Raw genomic sequence first — 22924 nt, 5'->3', positions numbered from 1 at the left:
GGCCGATCGGGCGTTCGGGCAGCAATGTGGACAACACGAAGATCGCGCCGGTTCGGCGCTCGGTCAAGGGTAACGAACGACGGCGATCCTCAGCGACTTCCGGAGCCACCGAACCGCCGCCAAGGCGGCGAGGCCGACGTTGGGGCCGACGTCGTCGTCGCGACTTGGTCGAGAGCCTGTGGTCTCAGGAAGGTCAGGGCTCCTGCTGACGCCATGTCAGGGAGCATCCGGACTGTTGCCCGGATCTCGAGGTACCTTCCACGGCAGGGTCGCCAGTACGAGCCCGAGGAAGGTCAGCAGGGTACCCATGACGGTCACGGGCTCGATCAAGTTCCCTGCAGTCGGGGCCAGCAGGTCCAGGACCAGCGCCCCGGAGAGCATGCCCGCGGTCAAGGACAGGCTTGTCCGCAGGACACCGATCACCCGGGCCAGCACCGCACCGGCCGCCACGAACACCAGTCCCACGATCCCGCCCGTGTAGAGCCACCATTCCGGTGGGAAGTGCCATGGCGGGAGATCCGCCGCCGCGCGGTAGATCACGGCGGTGACCGTCAGCCCCACTGCTCCTCCGGCGAAGTTCACCAGCGTGGATGTGATGGGCGTGTCGGCCGCCTGCGCCGTTCGGCCGTTCATGGCCGTCTGAACGGCCACACCGACACCCGCCAGGACCTGCAGGAGTGCCAGCGGCACCAGCAAACCGGGGCCCGCCGTCGTCGCACTCCCCTGCCCTGCGCCGAACCGAGGCGATTCCGCCAGGACGACCGCCCCGGCGATCACGGCGGTGCCTGCGATTCGCCACCCCGTGAGGGGTTTGGCACCGCCCGGTCCAAACCCGATCCGGTCCACGACCAAACCGCCCAGGGACTGGCCCACAACCACCCCAAGGATGAACACAGCCACTCCCACCAGGGGCGTGGTGAAGGTCTGCACGAGCACCAGGAAAGCGCCGAACACACCGGAGAGCAGAAAACTGTAGGGCAGATGCCGCTCACGCAGGGAGGTCGCCAGTCGTCGTGTGCCCGCCCGTCCTTTGGGCAGGGCGAGTGCGAGGACGATGACGACGATCAGGCCCGTCCCGAAGCTCACCAGAGACGCCCCGGTGGGATCCCCCGTCCGGGTCCCGAGTTCCCCGTTGACGCGGGACTGCACGGCCATCCCGGATCCACACAACACGGCCGCGACCTGTACGAGCAGACCGGCCAGTCGGCCCTGAGCCGTATTGGAACCGGGGGCTGCGTTCGAGTCAGAGTTCGGGCGGTTTGGCGGGCCTAAGCCATCATCTGCTGCGGAGGACACGGTACCAGGCTAATGTGCCCACACCGAGCCCCGGAGGCCTGGCACCTCATCGGCGATCAGCAAAAATGGGGGTATGGCTAAGACCCCCGAACCTGCAGAACTGCCGATCCGCGACGAGATGATCCGCCTGGGCCAGGCCCTCAAACTGGCCAGTTTGGTCGAGGACGGTGCCCAGGCCCGGACCGTGATCGACGACGGTCTGGTCAAGGTCAACGGTGACATCGAGGACCGGCGCGGCCGGCAACTACGCGACGGGGACGTCATCACGTTCAACGCCGAGTCGGTCGTGATCCGTTCGGACTCCTGAACCGGTCGGCCAGGTCGCAACGGGCCGGAGGCTTGTCCCCTGCGGTCAGGCCTTGAGCACGTGGTGCGTCAGGTACTCGTTGACGTGGCGCAGTTCCTGCTGGGCGATGCTGTGGCCCATTCCCTGGTACTGGACCTTGGTGGAATCGGCGTGGGTCAGCAGCCATTCGGCGGACTGGTTGACCAGTGCCTCGTTGACCACGGGGTCCTGGGGGTCGCGGCCCCAGAACAGCTTGAAGGGTTCCTGCTCCAGGGCTCCGTCCCGGAACATGGGCAGCGGGTCCGGGAGGGTGAAGCCGGAGAGCCCCGCGACGGCGGCGATCTCCCCCGGCATGGCGCGGACCACCGAGGTCGCGATGCACATGCCCTGGGAGAAGCCGAGTAGGGACACGGATGGCCGCCCCTCGGCCTGTTGCCGAACCCACGCGACCACGGGTTCCAGGGCCGCTTGCACCTGGGCGGTGTCGAACGCCTCGTCGCTGTAGAGCGGGAACCAACGGTAGCCGTAGCCCTCCCGCTGCGGGGCCCGCACGGAGGCCACCACGAATTCGTCGGGCAGACCGGGGACCAGGCCCATCAGGTCGTTCTCGTCCGCACCGAATCCGTGGAACATCACCAGCAGGGGCGCGTTCGGGTCGGCGGCGGGGTCGCGGTTCCACGCAACGGTCAATTCGTCAACCAAGTTCTCAGCCATGGGCCCCATCCTCCCATTCCGCCCCACCCCCTTCCGCCGAACCCTCCCGAAACTCGCAGATCAGGGCGTGATGAACGAGTTTCGGGAGGGTTCGGCTGGTGGGAGGGAGCGTTTCCGGGCTGCGCGGACCATACGGACCACGCGGGGCACGGTGCCACCCTGGCCGAGGGGATCAGGGTTCAGGTCGGCAGCCATCACACGGATCTCGGTCCAGCCCAGGGCCTCCGTGGCGCGCTGCCGTTCGATATCGCGGAGTCGCTGATCGTGCCCGTCATGGTGGGCACCCTCAACCTGGATGGCGATACGGTGCTCCACGTCTGCCAGATCAGGCCACACGGCACGGTGGCCCGGGGCCTGCAGCTGGAGGTCGGTCGTCCACCCCGTGAGCCCGTGGTCCTCCAGCAACAGGCGCACCTTGGTCTCCAAGACCGAATCCACCCCGACGGCGGCGCGGTCCAGCGCGGATCTCAGCCTCGCTACACCGCGACATCCGTGGAACCCGCCGAGGTCCTGTGCCAGCCCGGACCGGGTCCGCAGTGCGGGGCGCCCCGCATTGATCCCGGTCTCGTGTTCGTTGATCACACCGTCCACGATGCCCACCAGGTCCGAGTCCGAGAACACGGGCCACTTCCGCCGCGTGTACGCGCCGGCCAGGTCTATCAAGGTGCGGATCGGCGAGGTCACCCGCATGCCGTCGACCTCCCAGACGTCTTCGAGGGCCGGGAGACATTCGTGCCCCTGGACAGCAGGCCCGCGCGGCGGGTTCCCATGACCCACGCAGGTGAGGTGTACCGCCGGGGACTCCACCACGCGCTGGGAGAGGCGGAAGCCCAGCAGAACTGCCGCCGTGACGTGGCTCGCCGCACTGTCCGGGCAAACCTCCTGCAGCGCGGGAAGACGAGCAGCCAGGCCCTCGGGTGTCCCGGGGCCGACCATCCCGGATCGTTCAGGTACGTCTGAAGCGCTCACGGCCCACACCCCGCGCGTGATCGACGTGTAGGCAGACCCCCACAGTTGGCTGCGGGTCAGTCCGGCTTCGGTGGCTTCCCGGACCGTGAACCATCGGTCCATCAGACTGTCCGGCGGTCGGTGACGCGGTGTGGGCATGCACCCAGCACACCCCGGGAGAGGCACACCCCGTAGCCTTCAAGCACCCACCTGGGGACGTCGCGCCTGTGTGCGCCGGTCCGCCGTCGTCTGTGGAGCCGGACCGTGCCCCTCCACCCCCGCCGAACCCTCGCAAAACTCGCGGATCAGGGGGTGATGGGCGAGTTTCGGGAGGGTTCGGCGGGGGTGGACGACAGGACCGTGCGGGCGACCAGCTCGCCCAGTTGCGCGTCTTCGATCAGGAAGCCGTCGTGGCCCGCGGCGGAGTGGATGGTCTGCCGGGTCACGGGCACGGGCAGTGCCTCGCACAGCGCGTCGGATTCGGGCGGGAAGTAGAGCCGATCGGAATCGACGGCGGCCACCAGCCAGTCGCACCGGGTACGTGCCAGCGCCTCCCGCAACGTCCCGCGCCCACGGGCCACGTCGTGGCTCATCAACGCCTCGTTCAACGTCAGGTACGAGTTGGCGTCGAACCGATCGGCCAGTTTGGAGGCCTGGTGGTCCAGATAGCTCTCGACCTTGTAGCGTCCCCGGTCCCCCGCCGTCGAACCCAGCACGCTCTCACCGGGCTGCGGGTCACGGCTGAACCGGGTCTGCAGTTCGGCCGCGGACCGGTAGGTGATGTGCGCGATCCGTCGCGCCAGGCCCAGGCCCACCGTGGGGAACTCGCCGTCGTAGTAGTCACCACCGCGGAACGCCGGGTCCTGCCGCAGGGCCAGGTTCTGCGCCTGCCCCCACGCGATCTGCTCGGCACTGGACGCCGCGCAGGCCGCCACCACGCCGCAGGACCGCACCCGGTCGGGGAAGGTCACCGCCCACTCAAGGGCGCGCGCCCCGCCCATGGACCCGCCGATCACCAGCCGCCACTGCCGGATGCCCAGGGCGTCGGCCACCGCGGCCTCCGCCCGCACCCCGTCGCGGATGGTCACGAACGGGAACCGCGAGCCCCAGGGCGCACCGGTCGGGTCCACCGACGACGGCGCCGGCGTGGCCGGACCCGTGGAGCCGTAGCACCCGCCGAGCATGTTGATCGAGACCACGAAGTACCGGTCGGTGTCGATCACCCGTCCGGGGCCGACCAGACCCTCGCACCACCCCGGGGCTTCCGCGCGGGTGCGTTCCACCTCGGGGGCGTGCTCGCGGGCACGCCCGGGAGCCAGGTGGGCGTCGCCGGTGAGGGCGTGCTCGACCAGGACAGCGTTCGAACCGTCCGCGTCGAGTTCACCCCAGGTCTCGTAGGCCAGCCGCACGCCGGGCAGGACCACCCCGGATTCCAGCGGGAGGTCGCCCACGTCCACGTACGCGAGCACACCGTCCTCACGGACGAAGTCCGGGGCCCCCGTGCGCCCGCCCCCGACCAGGGTCATCTCAGGACGCTCCGTTCTCCGAGGGCTCGGTTCCGGAGCCGGACCCCGCTACAGCCGCGAAGCCCAGTTCCAGATCCGCCAGGATGTCGTCGATGTGCTCGAGCCCCACGGACAGCCGCACGAATCCGGGATCCACGCCCGCGTCCCGCTGCTCGTCCGCGGTCAGCTGCGAGTGCGTGGTGGAGGCCGGGTGGATCACCAGCGAGCGCACGTCACCGATGTTGGCCACGTTCGAGTGCAGCCCCAGCGCGTCCACGAAGGCCTGTCCCGCGGCGGCCCCGCCGTCCAGGACGAAACCGAGCACAGAGCCGGCCCCGTTCGGTGAATAGCGGGTGGCCCGTTCGTGCCAGGGCGAGGATTCCAGGCCCGCGTAGGACACGGAACGGACGCCGTCGTGGCCCTCGAGCCACTGGGCGACCTTCTGCGCGTTGGCCACGTGTCGCTCCATGCGCAGGGACAGCGTCTCGATGCCCTGTTCGATCATGAACGCGTTGAACGGGGAGATCGAGGCGCCCAGGTCCCGCAGCAGCTGGGTGCGCACCTTGAGCGCGTAGGAGAGGTTGGCGCCGAAGGGTCCGTTCGTCCCGAACACCTCTCCGAAAACGATGTTGTTGTACGACGGATCGGGATTCACGAACTCCGGGAACCGCTCCGGATAACGCGTGTAGTCAAAGTTTCCGGAGTCGACCACGAACCCCCCGATCGAGGTCCCGTGTCCGCCCAGGAACTTGGTGGCCGAATGCACGACGACGTCGGCCCCCCACTCGAAGGGCCGCACCAGGTACGGCGTGGCGACGGTGTTGTCCACGATGAGCGGGACTTCGGACTCGTGGGCGATCCGTGAGACGGCTTCGATGTCCAAGACGTCATTGCGCGGGTTGGGGATCGACTCGGCGTAGAAGGCCTTGGTGTTGGGACGGACGGCGCCCCGCCAGGCGTCGACGTCGTCGGGATCCGTCACGAAGGTGACCTCGATGCCCAACTTGGCCAGCGAGTACTTGAAGAGGTTGAAGGTGCCGCCGTAGAGGGAGGCGCTGGCCACCACGTGGTCGCCCGAACCGGCGATGTTCAGGATGGCGTACGTGGTCGCGGCCTGACCGGAGGCCACCATGACGGCGGCCACGCCGCCCTCCAGGGAGGCGATCCGATTCTCGACCACTTCGGTGGTCGGGTTGTTGAGCCGGGTGTAGATGGGGCCCAGCTGCTCGAGCGCGAACCGACCTGCCGCCGTCGCCGCGTCCGGGAAGACGAAGGACGTGGTCTGCTGAATCGGCAGCGCCCGTGCACCGGTGACTGGGTCGGGTTCCTGGCCCGCGTGGATCTGGCGGGTCTCGAAGTTCCAGCCGGCGGGCTGTGCGGGGGTGGGGGTGTTGCTCAACGGTGGCTCCTGGTCTCAGGGGTCCCAGCCGGAGCCGGCGCAGTCCCGCACCGGGTCCGGGTCCGCGACCCGCGCTTGCCGTGACGCGGTCGCGTCCGGCCCGGTCCTCACCCAGGGCACCCCACCGCGGTTGGAGGGTTGCCGGCCAGCAAGCTGGGGCTTGACGCTGGCTCTCGTGACCGCTCCCATTGTCACGGGCACACCGTCGGAACTGCAAGCCGGGAACCGACGACGGAGCAGGGCTGGGCAACCGGGGCTCAGGATCCGAAAAGGTAGGCCCCCGCCAGGAACCCGACGGCGTCGAGCAGAAAGTGCGCGACGACCAGGGGCATGACCCGCCCCGTGCGCCGGTAGATCCACAGGAACACAAGCCCCATGACCACGTTGCCCAGCGTCGGCCCGAACCCCTGGTACAGGTGGTAGCTGCCGCGCAGCAGCGCCGACCCGATCAGCACGGCGGGCCACGCCCACCCCACGCGCAGGAGCCGGTCGGCCAGGAACGCGACCACGATGACCTCTTCAACCAGTGAGTGGCGCGCAGCCTGTCCGATCAGCAAGAGCACACTCCACCACTCGGTCCCGCCACCGTTGGTGGTCAGCTCCGCGGTAAGCCCCAGAGCCCGCCCGGCCTGATACATGCCCAGCGTGCCCAGACCCATGACCACGAACAACAGCGTTCCGAGCGCGAGGTCCTGCCACGGTGCCCTGAGGTCCAACCCGATCTGGCGGCACACGGTTCTCAGCTGCCCGGCGGAACCTGCCAGGAGGTAGAGCGCCAGCAGCACCGGCACCAGGGCGAGGACGATCGTCAGCACCTGACGCAGCACGTCGAAAACCGGGACATCGCTCATGGGCTGATTCATGGTCGCGTGGGACTGCGCGATCGACGAAGTGGTCATGACCTCGGCGATCTTCAGGATCGCCCACAGAGCGCTCGCGCCGAGAGAGACCCCGAGCACCAGCAGGATCTGCACCCACAGATCGGCCCGTCGGCCTCCGAATTCCTCCGGACGCCTGTCCTCGTGCCCTTGCCAGTGCTCGTCCCGGCGTTCCGCTTCCGTCATGGCCCCATTGTGCCGTCCGACGACGACGCCCCGGCCCGCTCACCAGTCCGGCCGCGATAGGTTGAACGCCATGACCGATGCCGCAGCCGATCACAGCACCGTTTCAGTTCCCGCTCCCGTTCACGCCCCGGTCGCCGAACGACGCGACAGCGTCCGTGAGTTCCACGGTGACCGCTTCCGGGACCCCTACGAATGGCTGCGGGACAAGGAATCCCCGGAGGTCATCAGCCACCTGGAGGCGGAAACGGCCTTCGCGGAATCCAGCACCGCACACCTGGCCAGCACTCGGGAGCAGATCTTCCAGGAGATCAAGGGTCGCGTGCAGGAGACCGACCTGTCCGTTCCGTGGCGTCGTGGCGACTGGTGGTACTTCGGGCGCACGGTCGAAGGCGGAGAGCACGGGATCCGATGCCGGGTGCCTGCCACGGCCCCGCTGGACTCCGAGGACGCCTGGACCCCACCCGTCGTCGAACCCGGCGTTGCCCTCCCCGGCGAAGAGGTCCTGCTGGACGGCAATGCGGAAGCCGCCGCACACGATTTCTGGTCCCTGGGCGCGTGGGACGTCTCCCTGGACGGCCGGTGGATGCTGTGGGCCGCGGACACCACGGGTGATGAGCGCTTCACCGTGCGGATCAAGGACCTCACCACGGGAGAGGTCCTCCCGGACGAGATCCCCGGTACCTCCTACGGCGCGTTCCTTTCCACCGACGGCCGCGCGGTTTACTACACCGAGGTGGACGACTCGTGGCGCCCCTGGCGGGTACGCCGCCACGACGTGGGGGCCGGTAGCGCCACCACCCCACCGGACGCAGACGCCGTGATCGCCCAGGAGGAGGACCCAGGGCTCTGGCTCGGCGCCGGGCTGTCGGCGGATCGCCGGTGGCTGGTCCTGGATGCCGGGTGCTCCGAGTTCTCCGAGGTGTCGATCCTGCCGCTCGACGCCGCTCCGGGCAGGGCCCCCACAGTCGTGATTCCCCGTGGTGAGCGCGTGCTCTACCAGGCGGAACCGGTGCGGGTGGACGGCCGCGACGTCGTCCTGGTCTCGCATGACCACGGTGCCGCGGACGGTCGGCTCTCGCTCCTGGAGCTGGACCGGTTGGGGCTGCCGCTGGACCGGGCCGGGGCCGTGGACGTCATCCCGCCGCGCGAGGGCCTGCGCCTTCAGGGCTTCGCCGTGACCGCGGACCACCTGCTCGTGTCGGTGCGGGAGAACACCCTGCCGACCGTGCTGCTCCTCCCCCTGGCCGGTCTGGGGACCCCGGACCAGGCCCCGGTCACCCGCGTGTGGAACGACGACGGCGACCTGGCCTCCGTGAACTTGATCGCCGCCGAACACGATTCCCCCGTGGTCAGGTTCGCCGTGGAGACCTTCCTGCGCCCGACCAGGATCTTCGACCTGATCCTCTCGAGCAGTTCGACCGGCAGCACACCGGACAACTCCTCGCAGGTCGTCCCCGTTCTCCGCCAAGAGAAAGCGGTGCTGGGTGGTTACGACCCCGCCGATTACGAGGTCGAACGGGACTGGGCCACCGCCATCGACGGCACGCGCATCCCCGTGACCCTGATCCGCCGCCGCGGCCTCCTGGAGCCCGCCCCCGCCGTCGTCTACGCCTACGGCTCCTACGAAATCAGCATGGACCCGGCGTTCTCCTACTCCCGGATCTCCCTGCTCGACCGCGGTGCGGTGTGGGTCATCGCCCACGCCCGCGGCGGCGGGGAATGTGGCCGTGCGTGGTACGACGACGGGAAGAAGCTGCGGAAGAACAACACGTTCACGGACGTGGTGGCCGTGACGGAGCACGTGGGACGGCGGGCCGACGTCGATGCCGACCGGCTGGTCCTCATGGGTGGTTCCGCGGGAGGGCTCATGGTAGGCGCCGTGTTGAACCTGGCACCGCACCTCTACCGCGGGGCGGTGGCTTCCGTCCCGTTCGTGGACCCGCTGACCTCCATCCTCATGCCGGAACTCCCCTTGACCGCGCTGGAATGGGAGGAATGGGGCAATCCGATCGAGGATCGGGAGGTCTACGCGTACATGAAGGCGTACTCCCCGTACGAGAACATCTCGACCGACCCCGGCGTCGCCTACCCGCCGATCCTCGCGGTCACGTCCCTGCACGACACGCGTGTGCTGTACGTCGAACCCGCCAAGTGGGTGGCCGCCCTCCGCCACGCCCGTCCGGATGCCGCCGATCAGGTCATCATGCGGATCGAGATGGCCGGCGGCCACGGTGGTGCGTCGGGCCGCTACCAGCAGTGGCGGGACACGGCGTGGGAGGACACGTGGGCCTTGGAGCGGATGGGGTTGGTCTGACGGCACGGATCAGGAACTCACAGCCCACATGGGCGTTCGCTTGGGCGGCAACCTTTCCAGGACCAGGACCAGCGGGATCACCAACAGTGCCGTGGCGATGGAGGTCAGGAACACCGGCCACAACGCCACGGTCTGCGGGACCCACACGAGTTCCACGAAGTACCCGGCAAGATTCGCGCCCGCATGCCAACCCAGCGGAATCCACAACGCGCCCGTACGCAGGGACGCCCAGGTCAGGGTCGCGCCCAGAACCGCAAGCTCCACCAGACGCATCAGAACCCAGTGACCGGACCCCCCGTTGCTGTACAGATTGGCTGCGTGCGCAGCGGAGAACAACAGGCTGCTGACGGCGATCACCACCGCGGGATGCCAACGGCTCTCGCTGAGCCGCACCAGAACTCCGCGATAGACGAGTTCTTCGGGCAGCGCGGTGGCCAGCACACCGATCACCACGGCGCCCAACGCCGCGAAAAGTCCGGCGCGTGGCAGCCACACGCCCATCGGTGTGGTCGCGCCCGTGACCAGAAACAGTGCGGAGGTGATCCCCGTGATGGCCCCGGAGAACAACAGTGCGATCCACAACGCCCGCAGCTTCTGCGCCCCGGAGCGGACGTCGGCGCCCATGAGCTTGGGCAGCACGGCGGGTGCGGAGCCCACCGATTTGTCCCACCCCGGGAAGCCCAGAGCCAGGACTCCCCGCTTGGTGATCAGGAACCAGATCAGCAGAACGGCCACGGGCTGGACCAGGAAGACGATCTCCCAGGGCCAGTCCCGGACGGCCATCCGCCAGGAAACGATGAGAGAGACGATCAGGGTGGCCAGGACCGCCGCCAGTGGACGGTCACGCACCGATCGTTGAAGTCCGCGCATGGGCTGAGAATAGTCCACGCCCCGCCGAATCACGTGCGGGCGAACCGCCCCCGGTGACCGGAAACGCCCACCGGGCCCCCTGCCCCGGAGCCGGTGACCGTGACGGCGACTAGAACCGGAACGGGATCGGAATACCGCCGCAGCAGCACACGCCCTGCACACGCGAGGGCTGCGTGCTGAGGAGCAGGGCGGCCTGATGGCACGCGGCGAACTGGGCCAGGGTGGGAACCACGCCGCGCAGCACCCCGCGTTCGGCGATGATGCCCCGGATCACCGCCGAACAGGACTGGCCACCGCGCGCCACCAGGTGGGCGCAGGTGTAGCCCTTGCGGGGGGACAGATACCGCTGGTACCCGCGGATGGCAAGGTCCACAAAGCGACGGGGAGCGACCGTAACCCTACTTAGTGTTTCCATGTCACCACCCTAGCGGAGCCTTCAGTTGATCCCGGGCCTAGCGGAGCCTTCAGTTGATCCCGAGCTTCTCCAGAATCAGTTCGCGCACGCGTCCCGCGTCGGCCTGACCCTTCGTCGCCTTCATGACGGGACCGATCAGGGCCCCGACGGCCTGAACCTTGCCCGCCTGAACCTTGGCAACCACGTCGGGCATCTGCGCCATCGCGTCGTCGATCGCGGTGAGCAGCACGCCGTCGTCGGAGACCACGGCCAGGGACCGGGCTTCAACAACCTGCGCGGGCGATCCCTCGCCGTCGGCGATGTGGCCGATGACCTGCTTGGCGATCTTGTCGTTGATGGTCTTGGCGCCGATGAGAGATTCAATCTCCACCACGTGCTCCGGGGTCACGCCGAGCTCGGCGATCTCCGTACCGCGCACATTGGCCAGGCGCGCAATCTCGCCCATCCACCACTTGCGGGCGGCACCCGCGGTGGCTCCGGCGGCGATGGTCGCTTCGATCTCGTCCAGCACACCCGCGTTGACGACGTCGCGGAACTCCTGGTCCGAGTAGCCCCACTCAGCCTTGAGCTTCTTGCGCCGTTCGGACGGCGGCTCCGGGAGTTCCGCGCGCAGTTGCTCCACCCACTCCGGGTCCGGCACCACGGGCACCAGGTCGGGCTCCGGGAAGTAGCGGTAGTCGTCGGCATCGGACTTCGGGCGACCGGAGGTGGTCGACCGGGTGTCCTCGTGCCAGTGCCGGGTCTCCTGCACGATCGCGTCCCCGGCCGTGAGCACGGCGGCATGGCGCTGGATCTCGTAGCGCACGGCACGTTCGACGGCGCGCAGCGAGTTCACGTTCTTGGTCTCCGAACGCGTGCCGAATGTAGTGGAGCCCTTGGGCATCAGGGACACGTTGGCGTCGCAACGCACGTTGCCGCGCTCCATGCGGGCGTCCGAAATCCCCAGGTTCTTCACGATCTCGCGGATCGCGGCCACGTACACGCGAGCCAGTTCGGGCGCGCGGTCGCCGGCACCGACGATCGGCTTGGTCACGATCTCGATCAGCGGCACACCGGCGCGGTTGTAGTCCACCAGGGAGAACTCCGCACCCTGGATCCGACCCGTCGCGCCACCCTTGTGGGTGAGCTTCCCGGCGTCCTCCTCCATGTGGGCCCGCTCGATCTCGATGGTGAACGGTGTTCCGTCCTCGAGCTCCACGGTGATCTCGCCATCGAACGCGATCGGCTCGTCGTACTGCGAGGTCTGGAAGTTCTTGGGGGTGTCCGGGTAGAAGTAGTTCTTCCGCGCGAAATGGGACACCGGGGCGATCGAACAGTTCAGCGCCAGCCCCAGGCGCACGGCGGATTCCACGGCCTTCTTGTTGACCACCGGCAGCACGCCCGGCAGGCCCAGGGACACCGGCGTGGTGTTGGTGTTGGGCTGGTCCCCGAAGGCGTTGGGGGCGGCGTCGAACATCTTGGTCTTGGTGTTCAGTTCCACGTGAACCTCGAATCCCAGCACGGGATCGAAGTTCTCCATGGCCTCTTCGAAGGACAGGATGTCGGCGCTCACTTGGCGGCTCCTTCGGTGGCGACGGCGGAAGTGGTTCCGGGGAGATTGTTCACGGCGGTCACGACGTCGGGCAGGTCCTTCCAGATCGGCCCGCCGTTGGCCTGGGTCAGCAATGCCTCCAGGCCTGCACCGGCGCAGTAGAGCCGGGCGTCCTCACGGGCGGGGGCCATGAACTGGACGCCGACGGGCAGTCCGTCCTCCGGCGCGAGGCCGGCGGGCAGCGAGATCGCGGGAACACCGGCCAGGTTGGTCGGAATCGTGGCGACGTCGTTGAGGTACATCTGCATGGGGTCCGCGTGTTCGTCCACCGAACCGATCGGGAACGCCGTGGTTGGCGCCGTCGGGGAGATCAGGACGTCGCACTTCTCGAAGGCCGCGTTGAAGTCCCGCTGCACCAGCGTGCGGACCTTCTGGGCGGAGCCGTAGTAGGCGTCGTAGTACCCCGCGGACAGGGCGTAGGTGCCCAGAATGGTGCGGCGCTTGACCTCGGCGCCGAAACCGGCCGCGCGCGTGGCACCCATGACCCGCTCGATGGTCAGGTTGCCGTCCGTGGGCAATGTGCGGCGGCCGAACCGGACGCCGTCGTACTTGGCCAGGTTGGAGGAGACCTCCGAGGACATGATCAGGTAGTAGGCACCCAACGCGTAGCGGAAGTTGGGGGTCTCCACCTCGACCACCTCGGCACCGGCCGAGCGCAGCAGGTCCACGGCCTCGCGGAAACGCTGCTCGACTCCCGCCTGGAAGCCCTCGCCGGTCAGTTCCTTCACAACACCCACGCGCAGGCCCTTGAGCCCACCCTCGGCGGCACCGGCACGGGCGGCAGAGGCGAATCCCGTGGCGGGGTCGGTCAGGGAGGTCGAGTCCTGCGGGTCGTGACCGCCCACCACCTCGTGCAGCAACGCGGCGTCCAGGACGGTGCGCGAGCACGGACCAACCTGGTCCAGGGAGGAGGCCATGGCGATCACGCCGTAGCGGGACACGGAGCCGTAGGTCGGCTTCACGCCCACGGAACCGGTCACCGCGGCGGGCTGACGGATCGATCCGCCGGTGTCCGTGCCCAGCGCCAACGGCGCCTGGAAGGCGGTCACCGCGGCCGCCGAACCGCCACCGGACCCACCCGGGATACGGGTCAGGTCCCAGGGGTTGCGGGTCACGCCGTACGCGGAGTGTTCGGTGGTGGAGCCCATCGCGAACTCGTCCAGGTTGGTCTTGCCCAGCATGGGCATCCGGGCCGCGCGCAGACGCTGGGTCACCGTGCCGTCGTAGGGGCTCATCCACCCTTCGAGCATCTTGGAGGCCGCGGTGGTGGGCTGCCCCTTGGTCACGATCAGGTCCTTGACCGCAATCGGCACGCCCGCCAGCTCCGGAAGGTCCTCGCCGCTCTCGCGAGCCGCATCCACCTCCGCGGCCACGCTGAGGGCCTCTTCGGTGTTGACGTGCAGGAAGGCGTTGAGACCGGTCTTGCCCGCGTACGGGTTGTCGGCCTCCACCGGGCGGCCGTCGGTCGCGGCGATCCGCTCCAGGTGCGCTTCGACCGCCTGCACGGAGGTCACTTCACGCTCGGCCAGCTTCTGGGCGAGTTCGGCCGCGGACAGTTCGATGATGTTCTGCGTCATGGTGCTGGTCCTCAGTCTTCCTCGAGAATCGCGGGCACCTTGAACTGCCCGTCCTCGGCATCCGGGGCTCCGGACAGCGCTTCCTCGGCCGTCAGCGGTTCGCCCACCACGTCCTCGCGCATCACGTTGCGCAGCGGCAGCGGGTGGCTGGTCGCGGGCACGTCGTCCCCGGCAACCTCGCTGACCTGCGCCACGGCACCCACGATCTGCTGCAGTTCGCCGGCCATGGCCTGCAGTTGCTCCTCCGACATCTCGATGTGCGCCAACGTCGCCAGATGGGCGACGGTGTCACGTGTGATCTCGGACATGCACGCTCCTTGTTCTCGGGTTCAGGGGTCGGGCCGGACTCAACATCCGGGTGCTTCCACGGCGCCCGTGGGGCGGGGCAGCACGCACGACGACGACGGCGGCTCGACCCGGCCAGTCTAGCCACGGCGCGCAGACGCTTCCGACACATACGCTGGTGGCAGCAAGAGATCGCGGTCGCCTGATCGCACCCCGTGCGGGGTGCTCCGAACCGGAGTTCGGTCGACCAGCACGTACCCCAGACAAGGAGCCTCCGTGGCATCAGGATCCCAGAAACCCTCGACGTCCGCCCCGGGCAAGACCCGGTCAGGACAGGCAAAGTCCGGCAAGCCCAAGAAGGACCGGGGCGCCGCCCGGCGCGCCAAGGCTGCGGCCAAGGACCCCTCGACTCCCTCCAGCACCCGGCGCACACGGTCCCAGGATGCCGCGAACGCCTGGCGTCAGGGAATCTCAACGGCCACGGCCTCCGCCGTCGATCAGATGACGGCGCACGTCCAGGCGGTCGTGCTGGACCAACTCGAGCAGTTCGGTGCGTTCCCACCGTTCGTCGTCGTCGCGCGGCGGGACGGTGAGTTCGAACTGCACAGCCTCTCCCCCGAGGAACTGGAACGGTCCAGCCCCGCGGACGCCCTGGACTCGCTCCGGAACTGGACCCGAGAGTCCGCCGCGGAGTTACTGGGGGCGGCGCTGGCCTTCGGCGCCACGTTGCCGGACCGTTCGGGCGCCTCAGCGCTGATCGTGGAGGTCGAGCACGTGGACGGCGTGAGCCTGACGGTGATCCAGGCGTACAAGGTCAAGGGCACCAAGGGCGCCAAGCGCACGGAGCTGGAGGACGCCACGGTCGAGAACCGGGAGCCCTCCCTGCTGCGCTGAGCCTCCCTCGGACCGGTTCGGCCCCGTCGCACCGGGCCGGTCCGGTCCGTCGGGTTTGCCCGGGCATGACAGGACCCCGCTACCGCGGTTGCGGTAACGGGGTCCTGGTGCATGGATGGTGAACGAGTCACCTCACCCCGTGATCAGGTGATGATCAGGCGGGGATGTTCAGGGTCTGGCCCACGAAGATCATGTTCGCGTCAGCCACGGAGTCGGCGTTGGCCGCATACAGGGCCTCCCAGCCACCCTCGATGCCGAGCTTCGCGGCGATCGAAGCCAGGGTGTCGCCGGACTCGACGGTGTAGGTGCCGGAGGTGGCAACGGCCTCGGTCTGGACCGGGGCAGCCGGAGCGGTGTACTCGGCAACCGGGGCGGCCTCGGCAACGGGGGCCTGCTCGACCGGAGCGGCCTCGGCAACCGGAGCCTGCTCAACCGGAGCAGCTTCAGCAACGGGGGCCTGCTCGACCGGAGCGGCCTCGGCAACCGGGGCCTGCTCGACCGGAGCCTGCTGAGCCGGAGCGGCGGGGGTCTCGACCGACTGGGTGGAGACGTTGGAGGTGGTGCCACCCAGGCCCAGCTGACCGCAGGTCGGCCATGCGCCGATACCCTGGCCTTCGAGCACGCGCTCGGCGACGGCGATCTGCTGCTCGCGGGAAGCGTCCTGCGCAGCACCCTGTCCGCCGTAGGCAGCCCAGGTGGAGGGGGTGAACTGCAGGCCACCGGAGAAACCGTTACCGGTGTTGATGCCCCAGTTGCCGCCGGACTCGCACTGAGCCACGGCATCCCAGTCAACCGCGTTGGCGGGAGCGGAGGCACCAGCCAGGGCGATGCCGCCCATGACGGTGGCGGTGCCGGCAACGATGGTCTTCTTGAAGTTCTTGTTCACAACTAGCTCCTGTGCGGTCCCGTCTACGCTCGTGCCGTCCCCGGCGTCCTTGCGTCGCTGTCTTCCCGAAATCTATGGATCGAGGTTCAGGCATTGCTCGCGGACAGCGATGACGGTTGAGCAATACCCGGGATTCGTTTGTGGCGGCTGACGAACAGCCAGTCCGCTGAGGTGAATCCCCTGAACGGGGAGTCCCCCGCGGGAAGTTCGAAGATCACAGTACAGTAACGATTTCGTCACTGTCACCCCTTGGGCGTGTGATTCGGGTCAACATGGAAGGTTGTCCATCCATTTGCATGGACGCGACGCAACGACTTCCAGCCCCACGAACAGCCCCTGATTCCACGCACGGACGCCGTGCACCCCGCGAAATCAAGGTAACAAGACCATAACAGCCACATCACGGAACGGTCACGAGGTTTGTGACCGAACCCACCGGATCTTATGGACACGTCCATAAAATGTGACCTTCATCACATTCTCGCCGCGGCGTGTTCCGCCTCAAGCGACAGTTGTCAGCCGGCCAGACCCTCGGGTCCCTGGGTGAGCAGTCGGCCGAAGGCTTCCTCATCCAGGACGGGCACGCCCAGGGACTCCGCCTTGTCCAGCTTGGACCCCGCCGAGGCTCCCGCCACCAGATAGTCGGTCTTCTTGGACACGGAGCCCGAGGCCTTGCCGCCGCGCAGCAGGATGGCCTCCTTGGCGGAGTCACGGGAGTAGTTCTCCAGGGTTCCGGTGACCACCACGGTCAGTCCTTCCAGGACCTTGGGGACGGAGTCGTCGACCTCGTCCTCCATGCGCACTCCTGCCGCTGCCCATGCGTCCACGATCTCCCGGTGCCAGTCCTCCGCGAACCACTCGATCACGGCGCGGGCGATCGTGGGCCCCACACCGTCGGTGGCCGCCAGCTCTTCCTCGGTCGCGGTTCGGATGCGCTCCATGGAACCAAACGCTGTTGCCAGCGACCGCGCCGCGGTGGGGCCCACGTGTCGGATCGACAACGCCACGAGCACCCGCCACAGCGGTTGTTCCTTGGCCTTCTCCAATTGGTCGAACAGACGACTGGTGTTCGCGCTGGGAACCGACGGCTTCTTGGCCGTGGGCTTGGTCCAGAAGTAGGGAACCAGTTCCGTCTCCCCGTCGGCCGCGCCGCGCCCGCGCTTGGGACGGACGATCATCACGTCGGCCAGCTCCTCGGGGGTCAGATCGAACAGCTGCGCTTCCGAGGTCAACGGCGGAGCCGTTGCGCCGTCGGGGTCCGTGAGGGCCTTGGCCGCCTCCTCCCCCAGCGCCTCGATGTCGAAGGCGCCGCGGCCCGCGGCGTGGAAGACCCGCTGCCGCAGTTGGTCGGGGCAGGACCGGGAGTTGGGGCAGCGGATGTCCACGTCCCCTTCCTTGGCGGGAGCCAGAGGGGTCCCGCAGGACGGACAGTGGGTGGGCATCACGAACTCACGTTCCGTGCCGTCCCGCAGCGCGACGACGGGGCCGACGATCTCCGGAATCACGTCGCCCGCCTTGCGCAGGACCACGGTGTCGCCGATCAAAACACCCTTCGCCTTGACCACGTCCTGGTTGTGCAGGGTGGCCATGGAGACCGTGGAACCGGCAACGGTCACGGGCTCCATCACGCCGTACGGTGTGACGCGTCCGGTGCGCCCCACGCCCACGGCAATGTCCAGCAGCTTGGTGTTGACCTCTTCGGGCGGGTACTTGTACGCCACGGCCCAACGCGGAGTGCGCGAGGTGTGGCCGAGTTGGCGCTGGGTGGCCCGGTCGTCGATCTTGATGACGATGCCGTCGATCCCGTGCGTCAGGGAATGCCGCTGGTCCCCGTAACGCTCGATGAACTCCAGAACCTGGTCCACGGAGTCCAGCACCTGCGAGTACGGGCTCACGGGCAGGCCCCACGCGGCCATGTGGTCGTAAACCTCGGACTGCCGGGTGATCTGCAGACCGGAAACCGCGCCGATGCCGTGGACGTACATGGACAGGGGCCGCTTGGCCGTCTCCGCGGGGTCCTTCTGCCGCAGCGAACCGGCCGCGGAGTTCCGCGGATTCGCGAACGGTGGCTTGCCCTCGGCCACGCGTTCGGCATTCACGCGCTCGAAGTCCTGGGTGGAGATGAAGATTTCCCCGCGGATCTCGATCTCCTCCGGGATCTGGTCCCCGGTGAGTTCGGCGGGGATGGTCTTGATGGTCTGGACGTTGTGCGTGACGTCCTCGCCCGTCGTGCCGTCCCCGCGGGTGGCCGCGCGGACCAGCTTGCCGTGGCGATAGAGCAGATTCACGGCCAGGCCGTCAATCTTCAACTCCGTCAACCATTGGGCGGGAGGTGCCCCGTGCAGGTTCGCCACGGAGGCCTCCGCGCGGGCCAGCCAGGCGCGGAGCTCGTCAATGGAGAAGACGTCCTCCAGGGAGTACATCTTCTCCAGGTGCTTGACGGGTGCGAAGGCCGCGGAGACCTCCCCGCCGACCTCCTGCGTGGGCGAATCATTGGCCACGAGCTCCGGGCGCAACCCCTCGAGCTCCTCCAGCCGCCGATAGAGCCGGTCATACTCCGCGTCCGAGAGAGTCGGGGCGTCCTGGACGTAGTAGGCCGTGCGCGCCTCGCGGACCGCCTCCACCAGTTGCGCGTACTCCTCGCGCAACTCGTCGGTCGGGCGGTCGGCCTGGGCGGTTTCGATCTGCGTGCTCACCGGTCCATTGTGGCCCAAGGGCCCGACACCCGGACCGGTGAGCACGGCTCAGCGGGTCACGCTGATCGTGGCGTGCGGTTTGCGTTTCTTGGCGTTCCAGACGGTGACCGTGGCGGAGCGGAGGTTCTCGCCGCGGCCATCACGCTGCACCGCCACCGCCGCCGACCCCGGCAACACCAAGGGGGTCGCGAACTCCACCTCCCAGGTCAGGGGCGCGGAGGTGTCCAGCAGCGCCAACGCCCGGGAGGCCGTGTACATGCCGTGCGCGATGGCCCCCTTCATACCGAGGGCCTTGGCGCTGGGTCCACTCAGGTGGATGGGGTTCACGTCCCCGGACACGGCGGCGTACTTCCGGCCCGTGTCCGCGCCCAGTTGCCAGCGCGCCGTGGGCACGGGAGGCACGAACTCCGGCCGGGTCCCGTCCCCGGCTGCGCTCTGCGTCGTCGTCCCGGAATCCGTGCTGCGTGAGTCCTCGGCCCCGGGGATCCGGGTGCCGCGGGCCAGGTAGACCGAACGCCCGACCCAGATCGGCGGCGCATCCGGGCTGCGTCGCAGCTCCGCGACCACGTCCACGGCGGTCCCGGCGCGGTGCGGACGCAGGTTCTCCGCGCGCACGTTCACCTGCAGGAGATCACCTTCCAGGACGGTCTCCGTCTGGGTGACCGCGTTGGCCAGGTGGACCAGACCCACCGTGGGCAGCGGGAAGTCCTTGCGCGTGAGCAGGACCATGGCCGCCGGAAAGGCCAGGGCGTGCAGGTAACCGCTGAAGACCTCGGTCCCGGAGCCCGCCCCCGTGGACGTTGCCCTGATCCGGGCACCCACCACCTCGCAGAAAGCACGGTGTTCGGGGGCCTTGACCTCCACGGCGGGCACCACAATCTCCACGTCAGGAAGCCGTGGGTTCGACCGACCCGACCGGCTCCCGGCACGCGCTCCCTTCCCGGGGACGGGCAACGGAAGGCCCTTGAACGCCCTGCGCATCCCGAGCGTGGCCGCTCGGGCGGTGGTGCCGGCAGCGGCCTTCGCATACAGACCGCCCAGTGCGGGCATGGTGTCCAGGACGATGCGCTGCGGGGACTCGCCCTCACCGGCACATCGGTTCTGTCCCTGTCCGGGCGTCGGTTCGGGGGCTGGTGTGTTCGGCGTCGTCGTCATCTCAGGCTCCCACCAGGTTCTGTCCGCACACGCGCAAGGTCTGCCCGCTGATGCCGGCCGCTGCGTCCGAAAGCAGGAAGGCGATGGCCTCCGCGACGTCCAGCGGCAGACCACCCTGCTGCAAGGAGTTGAGGCGGCGTGCCACCTGCCGACGCGCCATGGGGATCTTGGCCGTCATCTCGGTCTCGATGAAACCGGGGGCCACCGCATTGGCCGTCCCGCCGCGTTCGGCCAACACCGGCGCCAAAGCGGCCACCATCCCGACGATCCCCGCTTTGGAGGCCGCGTAGTTCGTCTGCCCGCGGTTGCCCGCAATCCCGGAGGTCGAGGCCAGACCCACCACACGCAGACCGTCCGCGGCGGGATCGGCCAGCAGCTGGCGGGTGATCCGCAGCGGGGCCTCCGTGTTGACCGCCAGGACGGAGGCGAAGCGGGATTCGTCCATGTTGGCCAGCATCTTGTCCCGGGTGATGCCCGCATTGTGCACGATCCCGTCGATCCGCCCGTACCGCGTCTTGCAGTGTTCCAGGATGCGCGTGCCCGCATCGGGAGCGGTCACGTCCAGGGGCAGCGAGGCGGTTCCCAGCTGGTTGGCCAGCTCGGACAGCGGCTGTCCCGCGGCCGGAACGTCCACGGGTACCACTCGCGCCCCTTGGGCGTGCAGCAGGCGGGCGATCTGTTCGCCGATCCCCCGGGCCGCCCCGGTGACCACGACGACGCGCTGGTCCAGCGGGGTCTCGCCCTGGGGCGCGGTGGCCAGCCCTTCGGGGCCTGCATCGGAGCCGACCACCAGGAACTGGCCGTCCACGAACGCGCTGCGCCCGGAGAGCAGGAAATCGAGCCCGCCCAGCACGGACGGCGCGGTGGCGGCCACGCCGTCGGCCACCAGGATCCCGTTGGCCGTGGCCCCTCCGCGCATCTCCTGGGCCACGGAGCGGAGGAAGCCCACCACACCTTGACGGGCCGCGTTGCGGTCGACGACGTCGAACGGCGCGCCTCCCGCCGCCGTTCCGGCAGCGGGGTCATCGGCCGCCGTGGGCAGGCTGGCAGCGCCGCCCGCCGCCACGCCGTCGGCCGGTCGGGAGATCGTGATCACCCGGCCACCGGGTGCCAGGGAGCGCAGCAGCCCGCCGAGTTCCAGTGCGGGAGCGCTCAGCCCGCCGAGTTCTGTGAGACCGGTCAGACAGAGCACCACGGCGCCGACGCGACGCAGCCCGTCACCGTGACGGTGCACCTCGAAACCTCGGGTGAGCAGGTGCTGGGCGAGGGCGTCGGCATCGGGGTCGGACCCGGGCGTCGTCGTCGTGCCGCTGCCGGCACCGAGCACCAGGACCGGGCCGGGAACTGCGGGTGTGTCGGGGTCGTGTCGACGCAGGGCGACCGGGGCGGGCAGCCCCAGGGAGGTGGCGATCTTTCGTCCGGGGCCTTGGGAGACCACGGACAGGTAGGCGTCATCGGTGGCGGGCGCGTAGCCCAGCAGGGAGGTGAGGTCAAAGGGTGAGGGACTCACGAAGGTCCTTTCGGTGGATGGAACACCTGGGCGCTCCCGTCAACACATGCGGACGCGGGAGCGCCCAGGTCTCGGTATCGGAGGTCCGGTCAGGACTCGGGGTAGGCGCGCAGCAGGGCCACGGCCCCCTGGCCGCCAGCGGCGCACACGGAGATCAGGCCCGTGACTGGGCGGTTCTCCGCTACAGCGCGCGCCTTGAGTTCCTTGGACAGGGTTGCCACGACCCGGGTGCCCGTGGCGGCGAACGGGTGCCCGGCGGCCAAAGAGGAGCCACGGACGTTGAGACGCGACCGGTCCAGGACGCCCACGGGTTCGTCGAGGCCCAGGTTGACCTTGCAGAAGTCGGCGTCCTCCCAAGCCGCAAGGATGGTCAACACGGTGGAGGCGAAGGCCTCGTGGATCTCCACCAGGTCGATGTCCTGCAGTTTCAGCCCGTTGCGCGCGAGCAGGCGGGGTGCCGCGTAGGCCGGTGCCATGAGCAGACCTTCGTTGCCGTCCACGAAGTCGACGGCGGCGGTCTCGGCATCCACGATCTCGGCCAGCTTGGGCAGGTTGTGTTCCTCGGCCCACTCCGCGGTCGCCAGGAGGATCGCGGAGGCGCCGTCGGTCAGCGGCGTCGAGTTGCCCGCCGTCATGGTCGGGTCCGTCTCCAGGTTCTTACCGAACACAGGCGAGAGCCCGCCAAGTTTCTCCACCGAGGTGTCCGGCCGGAGGTTGTTGTCCTTGGTGAGACCGCGGAACGGGGTCACCAGGTCGTCGAAGAACCCGCTGTCCCAGGCGGCCGCCAGATTGTGGTGGCTGTTGGCGGCGATCTCGTCCTGTGCCTGCCGGGTGATGCCCCACTGCGCGGTGGTCAGGGCCTGGTGCTCCCCCATCGACAACCCCGTGCGCGGCTCGGCCACACCGGGGGCCACGGGGGCCAGATCACCGGGGCGCAGCTTGGCCAGGGCCTTGAGCTTGTCCTTGGGCGTCTTGGCCCGGTTGAGCTGGAGGAGCACCTTCCGCAGCCCCTCCCCGACGACGATCGGCGCGTCCGAGGCGGAGTCCACACCGCCGGCCACACCCGCGTCGATCTGACCGCAACGGATCTTGTTGGCGATCAGGGAAGTGGTCTCCATGCCCGTGGCGCAGGCCTGCTGGACGTCGATCCCGGGGGTCTGCGGGTCCAGGGCCGAACCGAGCACGGATTCGCGCACCAGGTTGAAGGCCTTGGGCTGCTTGAGGACCGCGCCACCGGCAACCGCGCCCAGACGTTCTCCGGCGATGCCGGTACGCGCGACCAGCCCGTCCAGTGCGGCGGTGAACATCTCCTGCACGGAGGTGCTGGCGTACGGGCCACCCGCACGGGCGAACGGGGTGCGGTTGCCCGCGACCACCCAGGCGCTGCGCAGCTGGCGGGGTGCGGTGGGATCGGACGCGGGCTGGATGGTGGGCTCACTGCTCATGACGGGAGTGCTCCTCGATTTTCTCGGTGCTTGATGTGATCGGTGATTGGTGTGCTTGATGTGGGCGGCGGTCG

19 protein-coding genes and 1 riboswitch are annotated in these 22924 nt (G+C 68.8%); of the genes, 3 read left to right on the top strand and 16 right to left on the bottom strand.

Annotated features, from left to right (window positions below; genetic code table 11):
- Positions 1-216: 216 nt before the first annotated feature.
- Positions 217-1173 carry a DMT family transporter gene (locus tag EDL96_RS07380; protein WP_267900147.1) on the bottom strand — a complete coding sequence of 319 codons (957 nt, stop codon included), beginning with the start codon at positions 1171-1173 and terminating at the stop codon, positions 217-219.
- 196 nt (positions 1174-1369) lie between these two features.
- Here EDL96_RS07380 and EDL96_RS07375 point away from each other — a divergent pair, with 196 nt between their 5' ends.
- A complete protein-coding gene (locus EDL96_RS07375) occupies positions 1370-1603 on the top strand; it encodes an RNA-binding S4 domain-containing protein (RefSeq protein ID WP_123825146.1) in 234 nt (77 codons plus the stop codon).
- A gap of 45 nt (positions 1604-1648) precedes the next feature.
- On the opposite strand, the gene EDL96_RS07370 is transcribed toward EDL96_RS07375, so the two are convergent.
- The 5 genes from EDL96_RS07370 to EDL96_RS07350 form a co-directional block, all read right to left on the bottom strand.
- Complete coding sequence (locus tag EDL96_RS07370) at positions 1649-2296, bottom strand: alpha/beta hydrolase (RefSeq protein WP_233568748.1); 648 nt, start codon at positions 2294-2296, stop codon at positions 1649-1651.
- Between the two features lie 60 nt (positions 2297-2356).
- Positions 2357-3367: an endonuclease domain-containing protein gene (locus EDL96_RS07365; protein WP_123825144.1), complete on the bottom strand. Its 1011-nt coding sequence runs from the start codon at positions 3365-3367 to the stop codon at positions 2357-2359.
- Between the two features lie 182 nt (positions 3368-3549).
- The gene (gene metX, locus EDL96_RS07360; protein ID WP_123825143.1) at positions 3550-4770 is read right to left on the bottom strand and encodes a homoserine O-acetyltransferase MetX; all 1221 of its coding nucleotides are present in this window, start codon (positions 4768-4770) and stop codon (positions 3550-3552) included.
- A gap of 1 nt (position 4771) precedes the next feature.
- Positions 4772-6148, bottom strand: a complete 1377-nt coding sequence (locus EDL96_RS07355) for a bifunctional o-acetylhomoserine/o-acetylserine sulfhydrylase (protein ID WP_123825142.1) — start codon at positions 6146-6148, stop codon at positions 4772-4774.
- Between the two features lie 66 nt (positions 6149-6214).
- Positions 6215-6329: riboswitch (SAM riboswitch) on the bottom strand.
- 76 nt (positions 6330-6405) lie between these two features.
- Complete coding sequence (locus tag EDL96_RS07350) at positions 6406-7212, bottom strand: CPBP family intramembrane glutamic endopeptidase (protein WP_123825141.1); 807 nt, start codon at positions 7210-7212, stop codon at positions 6406-6408.
- A 70-nt stretch (positions 7213-7282) separates the two neighbouring features.
- Here EDL96_RS07350 and EDL96_RS07345 point away from each other — a divergent pair, with 70 nt between their 5' ends.
- On the top strand, positions 7283-9526 hold the full coding sequence (locus EDL96_RS07345; RefSeq protein WP_123825140.1) for a S9 family peptidase: 2244 nt from the start codon (positions 7283-7285) through the stop codon (positions 9524-9526).
- A 9-nt stretch (positions 9527-9535) separates the two neighbouring features.
- On the opposite strand, the gene EDL96_RS07340 is transcribed toward EDL96_RS07345, so the two are convergent.
- The 5 genes from EDL96_RS07340 to gatC form a co-directional block, all read right to left on the bottom strand.
- Positions 9536-10396 (bottom strand): CPBP family intramembrane glutamic endopeptidase, encoded by an 861-nt coding sequence (locus tag EDL96_RS07340; protein ID WP_123825139.1) that lies wholly within the window; start codon positions 10394-10396, stop codon positions 9536-9538.
- A gap of 109 nt (positions 10397-10505) precedes the next feature.
- On the bottom strand, positions 10506-10811 hold the full coding sequence (yidD, locus tag EDL96_RS07335) for a membrane protein insertion efficiency factor YidD (RefSeq protein WP_123825138.1): 306 nt from the start codon (positions 10809-10811) through the stop codon (positions 10506-10508).
- Between the two features lie 49 nt (positions 10812-10860).
- Positions 10861-12363, bottom strand: coding sequence for an Asp-tRNA(Asn)/Glu-tRNA(Gln) amidotransferase subunit GatB (gene gatB, locus EDL96_RS07330; protein WP_123825137.1), 1503 nt, complete (start codon positions 12361-12363; stop codon positions 10861-10863).
- Complete coding sequence (gene gatA, locus EDL96_RS07325) at positions 12360-13979, bottom strand: Asp-tRNA(Asn)/Glu-tRNA(Gln) amidotransferase subunit GatA (RefSeq protein WP_123825136.1); 1620 nt, start codon at positions 13977-13979, stop codon at positions 12360-12362. The genes gatB and gatA overlap by 4 nt, the downstream gene beginning before the upstream one ends.
- Before the next feature lie 11 nt (positions 13980-13990).
- Positions 13991-14287, bottom strand: a complete 297-nt coding sequence (gene gatC, locus EDL96_RS07320) for an Asp-tRNA(Asn)/Glu-tRNA(Gln) amidotransferase subunit GatC (RefSeq protein WP_123825135.1) — start codon at positions 14285-14287, stop codon at positions 13991-13993.
- 253 nt (positions 14288-14540) lie between these two features.
- On the opposite strand from gatC, the gene EDL96_RS07315 reads away from it, so the two are divergent.
- Positions 14541-15158: a hypothetical protein gene (locus EDL96_RS07315; protein ID WP_123825134.1), complete on the top strand. Its 618-nt coding sequence runs from the start codon at positions 14541-14543 to the stop codon at positions 15156-15158.
- Between the two features lie 154 nt (positions 15159-15312).
- Here EDL96_RS07315 and EDL96_RS07310 read toward each other — a convergent pair whose 3' ends face one another.
- The 5 genes from EDL96_RS07310 to EDL96_RS07290 all read right to left on the bottom strand — a co-directional run bounded on the left by EDL96_RS07310 (position 15313) and on the right by EDL96_RS07290 (position 22850).
- The gene (locus EDL96_RS07310; protein WP_123825172.1) at positions 15313-15996 is read right to left on the bottom strand and encodes a LysM peptidoglycan-binding domain-containing protein; all 684 of its coding nucleotides are present in this window, start codon (positions 15994-15996) and stop codon (positions 15313-15315) included.
- 563 nt (positions 15997-16559) lie between these two features.
- Entirely contained in the window at positions 16560-18758 is a 2199-nt protein-coding gene (gene ligA, locus EDL96_RS07305) for an NAD-dependent DNA ligase LigA (RefSeq protein ID WP_407656919.1), read from the bottom strand.
- A gap of 30 nt (positions 18759-18788) precedes the next feature.
- A complete protein-coding gene (locus EDL96_RS07300; protein WP_123825132.1) occupies positions 18789-19895 on the bottom strand; it encodes a MaoC family dehydratase in 1107 nt (368 codons plus the stop codon).
- Between the two features lies 1 nt (position 19896).
- Positions 19897-21405 (bottom strand): 3-oxoacyl-ACP reductase, encoded by a 1509-nt coding sequence (locus EDL96_RS07295; RefSeq protein WP_233568746.1) that lies wholly within the window; start codon positions 21403-21405, stop codon positions 19897-19899.
- Between the two features lie 89 nt (positions 21406-21494).
- Positions 21495-22850 (bottom strand): acetyl-CoA C-acetyltransferase, encoded by a 1356-nt coding sequence (locus EDL96_RS07290; protein WP_123825131.1) that lies wholly within the window; start codon positions 22848-22850, stop codon positions 21495-21497.
- Between the last annotated feature and the right edge of the window lie 74 nt (positions 22851-22924).

The sequence above is a fragment of the Kocuria soli genome (assembly GCF_003797835.1).
In the GTDB taxonomy this organism is placed as follows: Bacteria; Actinomycetota; Actinomycetes; order Actinomycetales; family Micrococcaceae; genus Kocuria; species Kocuria soli.
This window is presented reverse-complemented; position numbering and strand designations above follow the sequence as displayed.

Coding starts and splice junctions, on each gene's coding strand:
- EDL96_RS07375 (WP_123825146.1), top strand. CDS start 1,370: ATGGCTAAGACCCCCGAACCTGCAGAACTGCCGATCCGCGACGAGATG.
- EDL96_RS07365 (WP_123825144.1), bottom strand. CDS start 3,367: ATGGACCGATGGTTCACGGTCCGGGAAGCCACCGAAGCCGGACTGACC.
- gatC (WP_123825135.1), bottom strand. CDS start 14,287: ATGTCCGAGATCACACGTGACACCGTCGCCCATCTGGCGACGTTGGCG.
- metX (WP_123825143.1), bottom strand. CDS start 4,770: ATGACCCTGGTCGGGGGCGGGCGCACGGGGGCCCCGGACTTCGTCCGT.
- EDL96_RS07310 (WP_123825172.1), bottom strand. CDS start 15,996: ATGGGCGGCATCGCCCTGGCTGGTGCCTCCGCTCCCGCCAACGCGGTT.
- EDL96_RS07345 (WP_123825140.1), top strand. CDS start 7,283: ATGACCGATGCCGCAGCCGATCACAGCACCGTTTCAGTTCCCGCTCCC.
- EDL96_RS07340 (WP_123825139.1), bottom strand. CDS start 10,396: ATGCGCGGACTTCAACGATCGGTGCGTGACCGTCCACTGGCGGCGGTC.
- EDL96_RS07300 (WP_123825132.1), bottom strand. CDS start 19,895: ATGACGACGACGCCGAACACACCAGCCCCCGAACCGACGCCCGGACAG.
- gatA (WP_123825136.1), bottom strand. CDS start 13,979: ATGACGCAGAACATCATCGAACTGTCCGCGGCCGAACTCGCCCAGAAG.
- yidD (WP_123825138.1), bottom strand. CDS start 10,811: ATGGAAACACTAAGTAGGGTTACGGTCGCTCCCCGTCGCTTTGTGGAC.
- EDL96_RS07290 (WP_123825131.1), bottom strand. CDS start 22,850: ATGAGCAGTGAGCCCACCATCCAGCCCGCGTCCGATCCCACCGCACCC.
- EDL96_RS07370 (WP_233568748.1), bottom strand. CDS start 2,296: ATGGCTGAGAACTTGGTTGACGAATTGACCGTTGCGTGGAACCGCGAC.
- EDL96_RS07350 (WP_123825141.1), bottom strand. CDS start 7,212: ATGACGGAAGCGGAACGCCGGGACGAGCACTGGCAAGGGCACGAGGAC.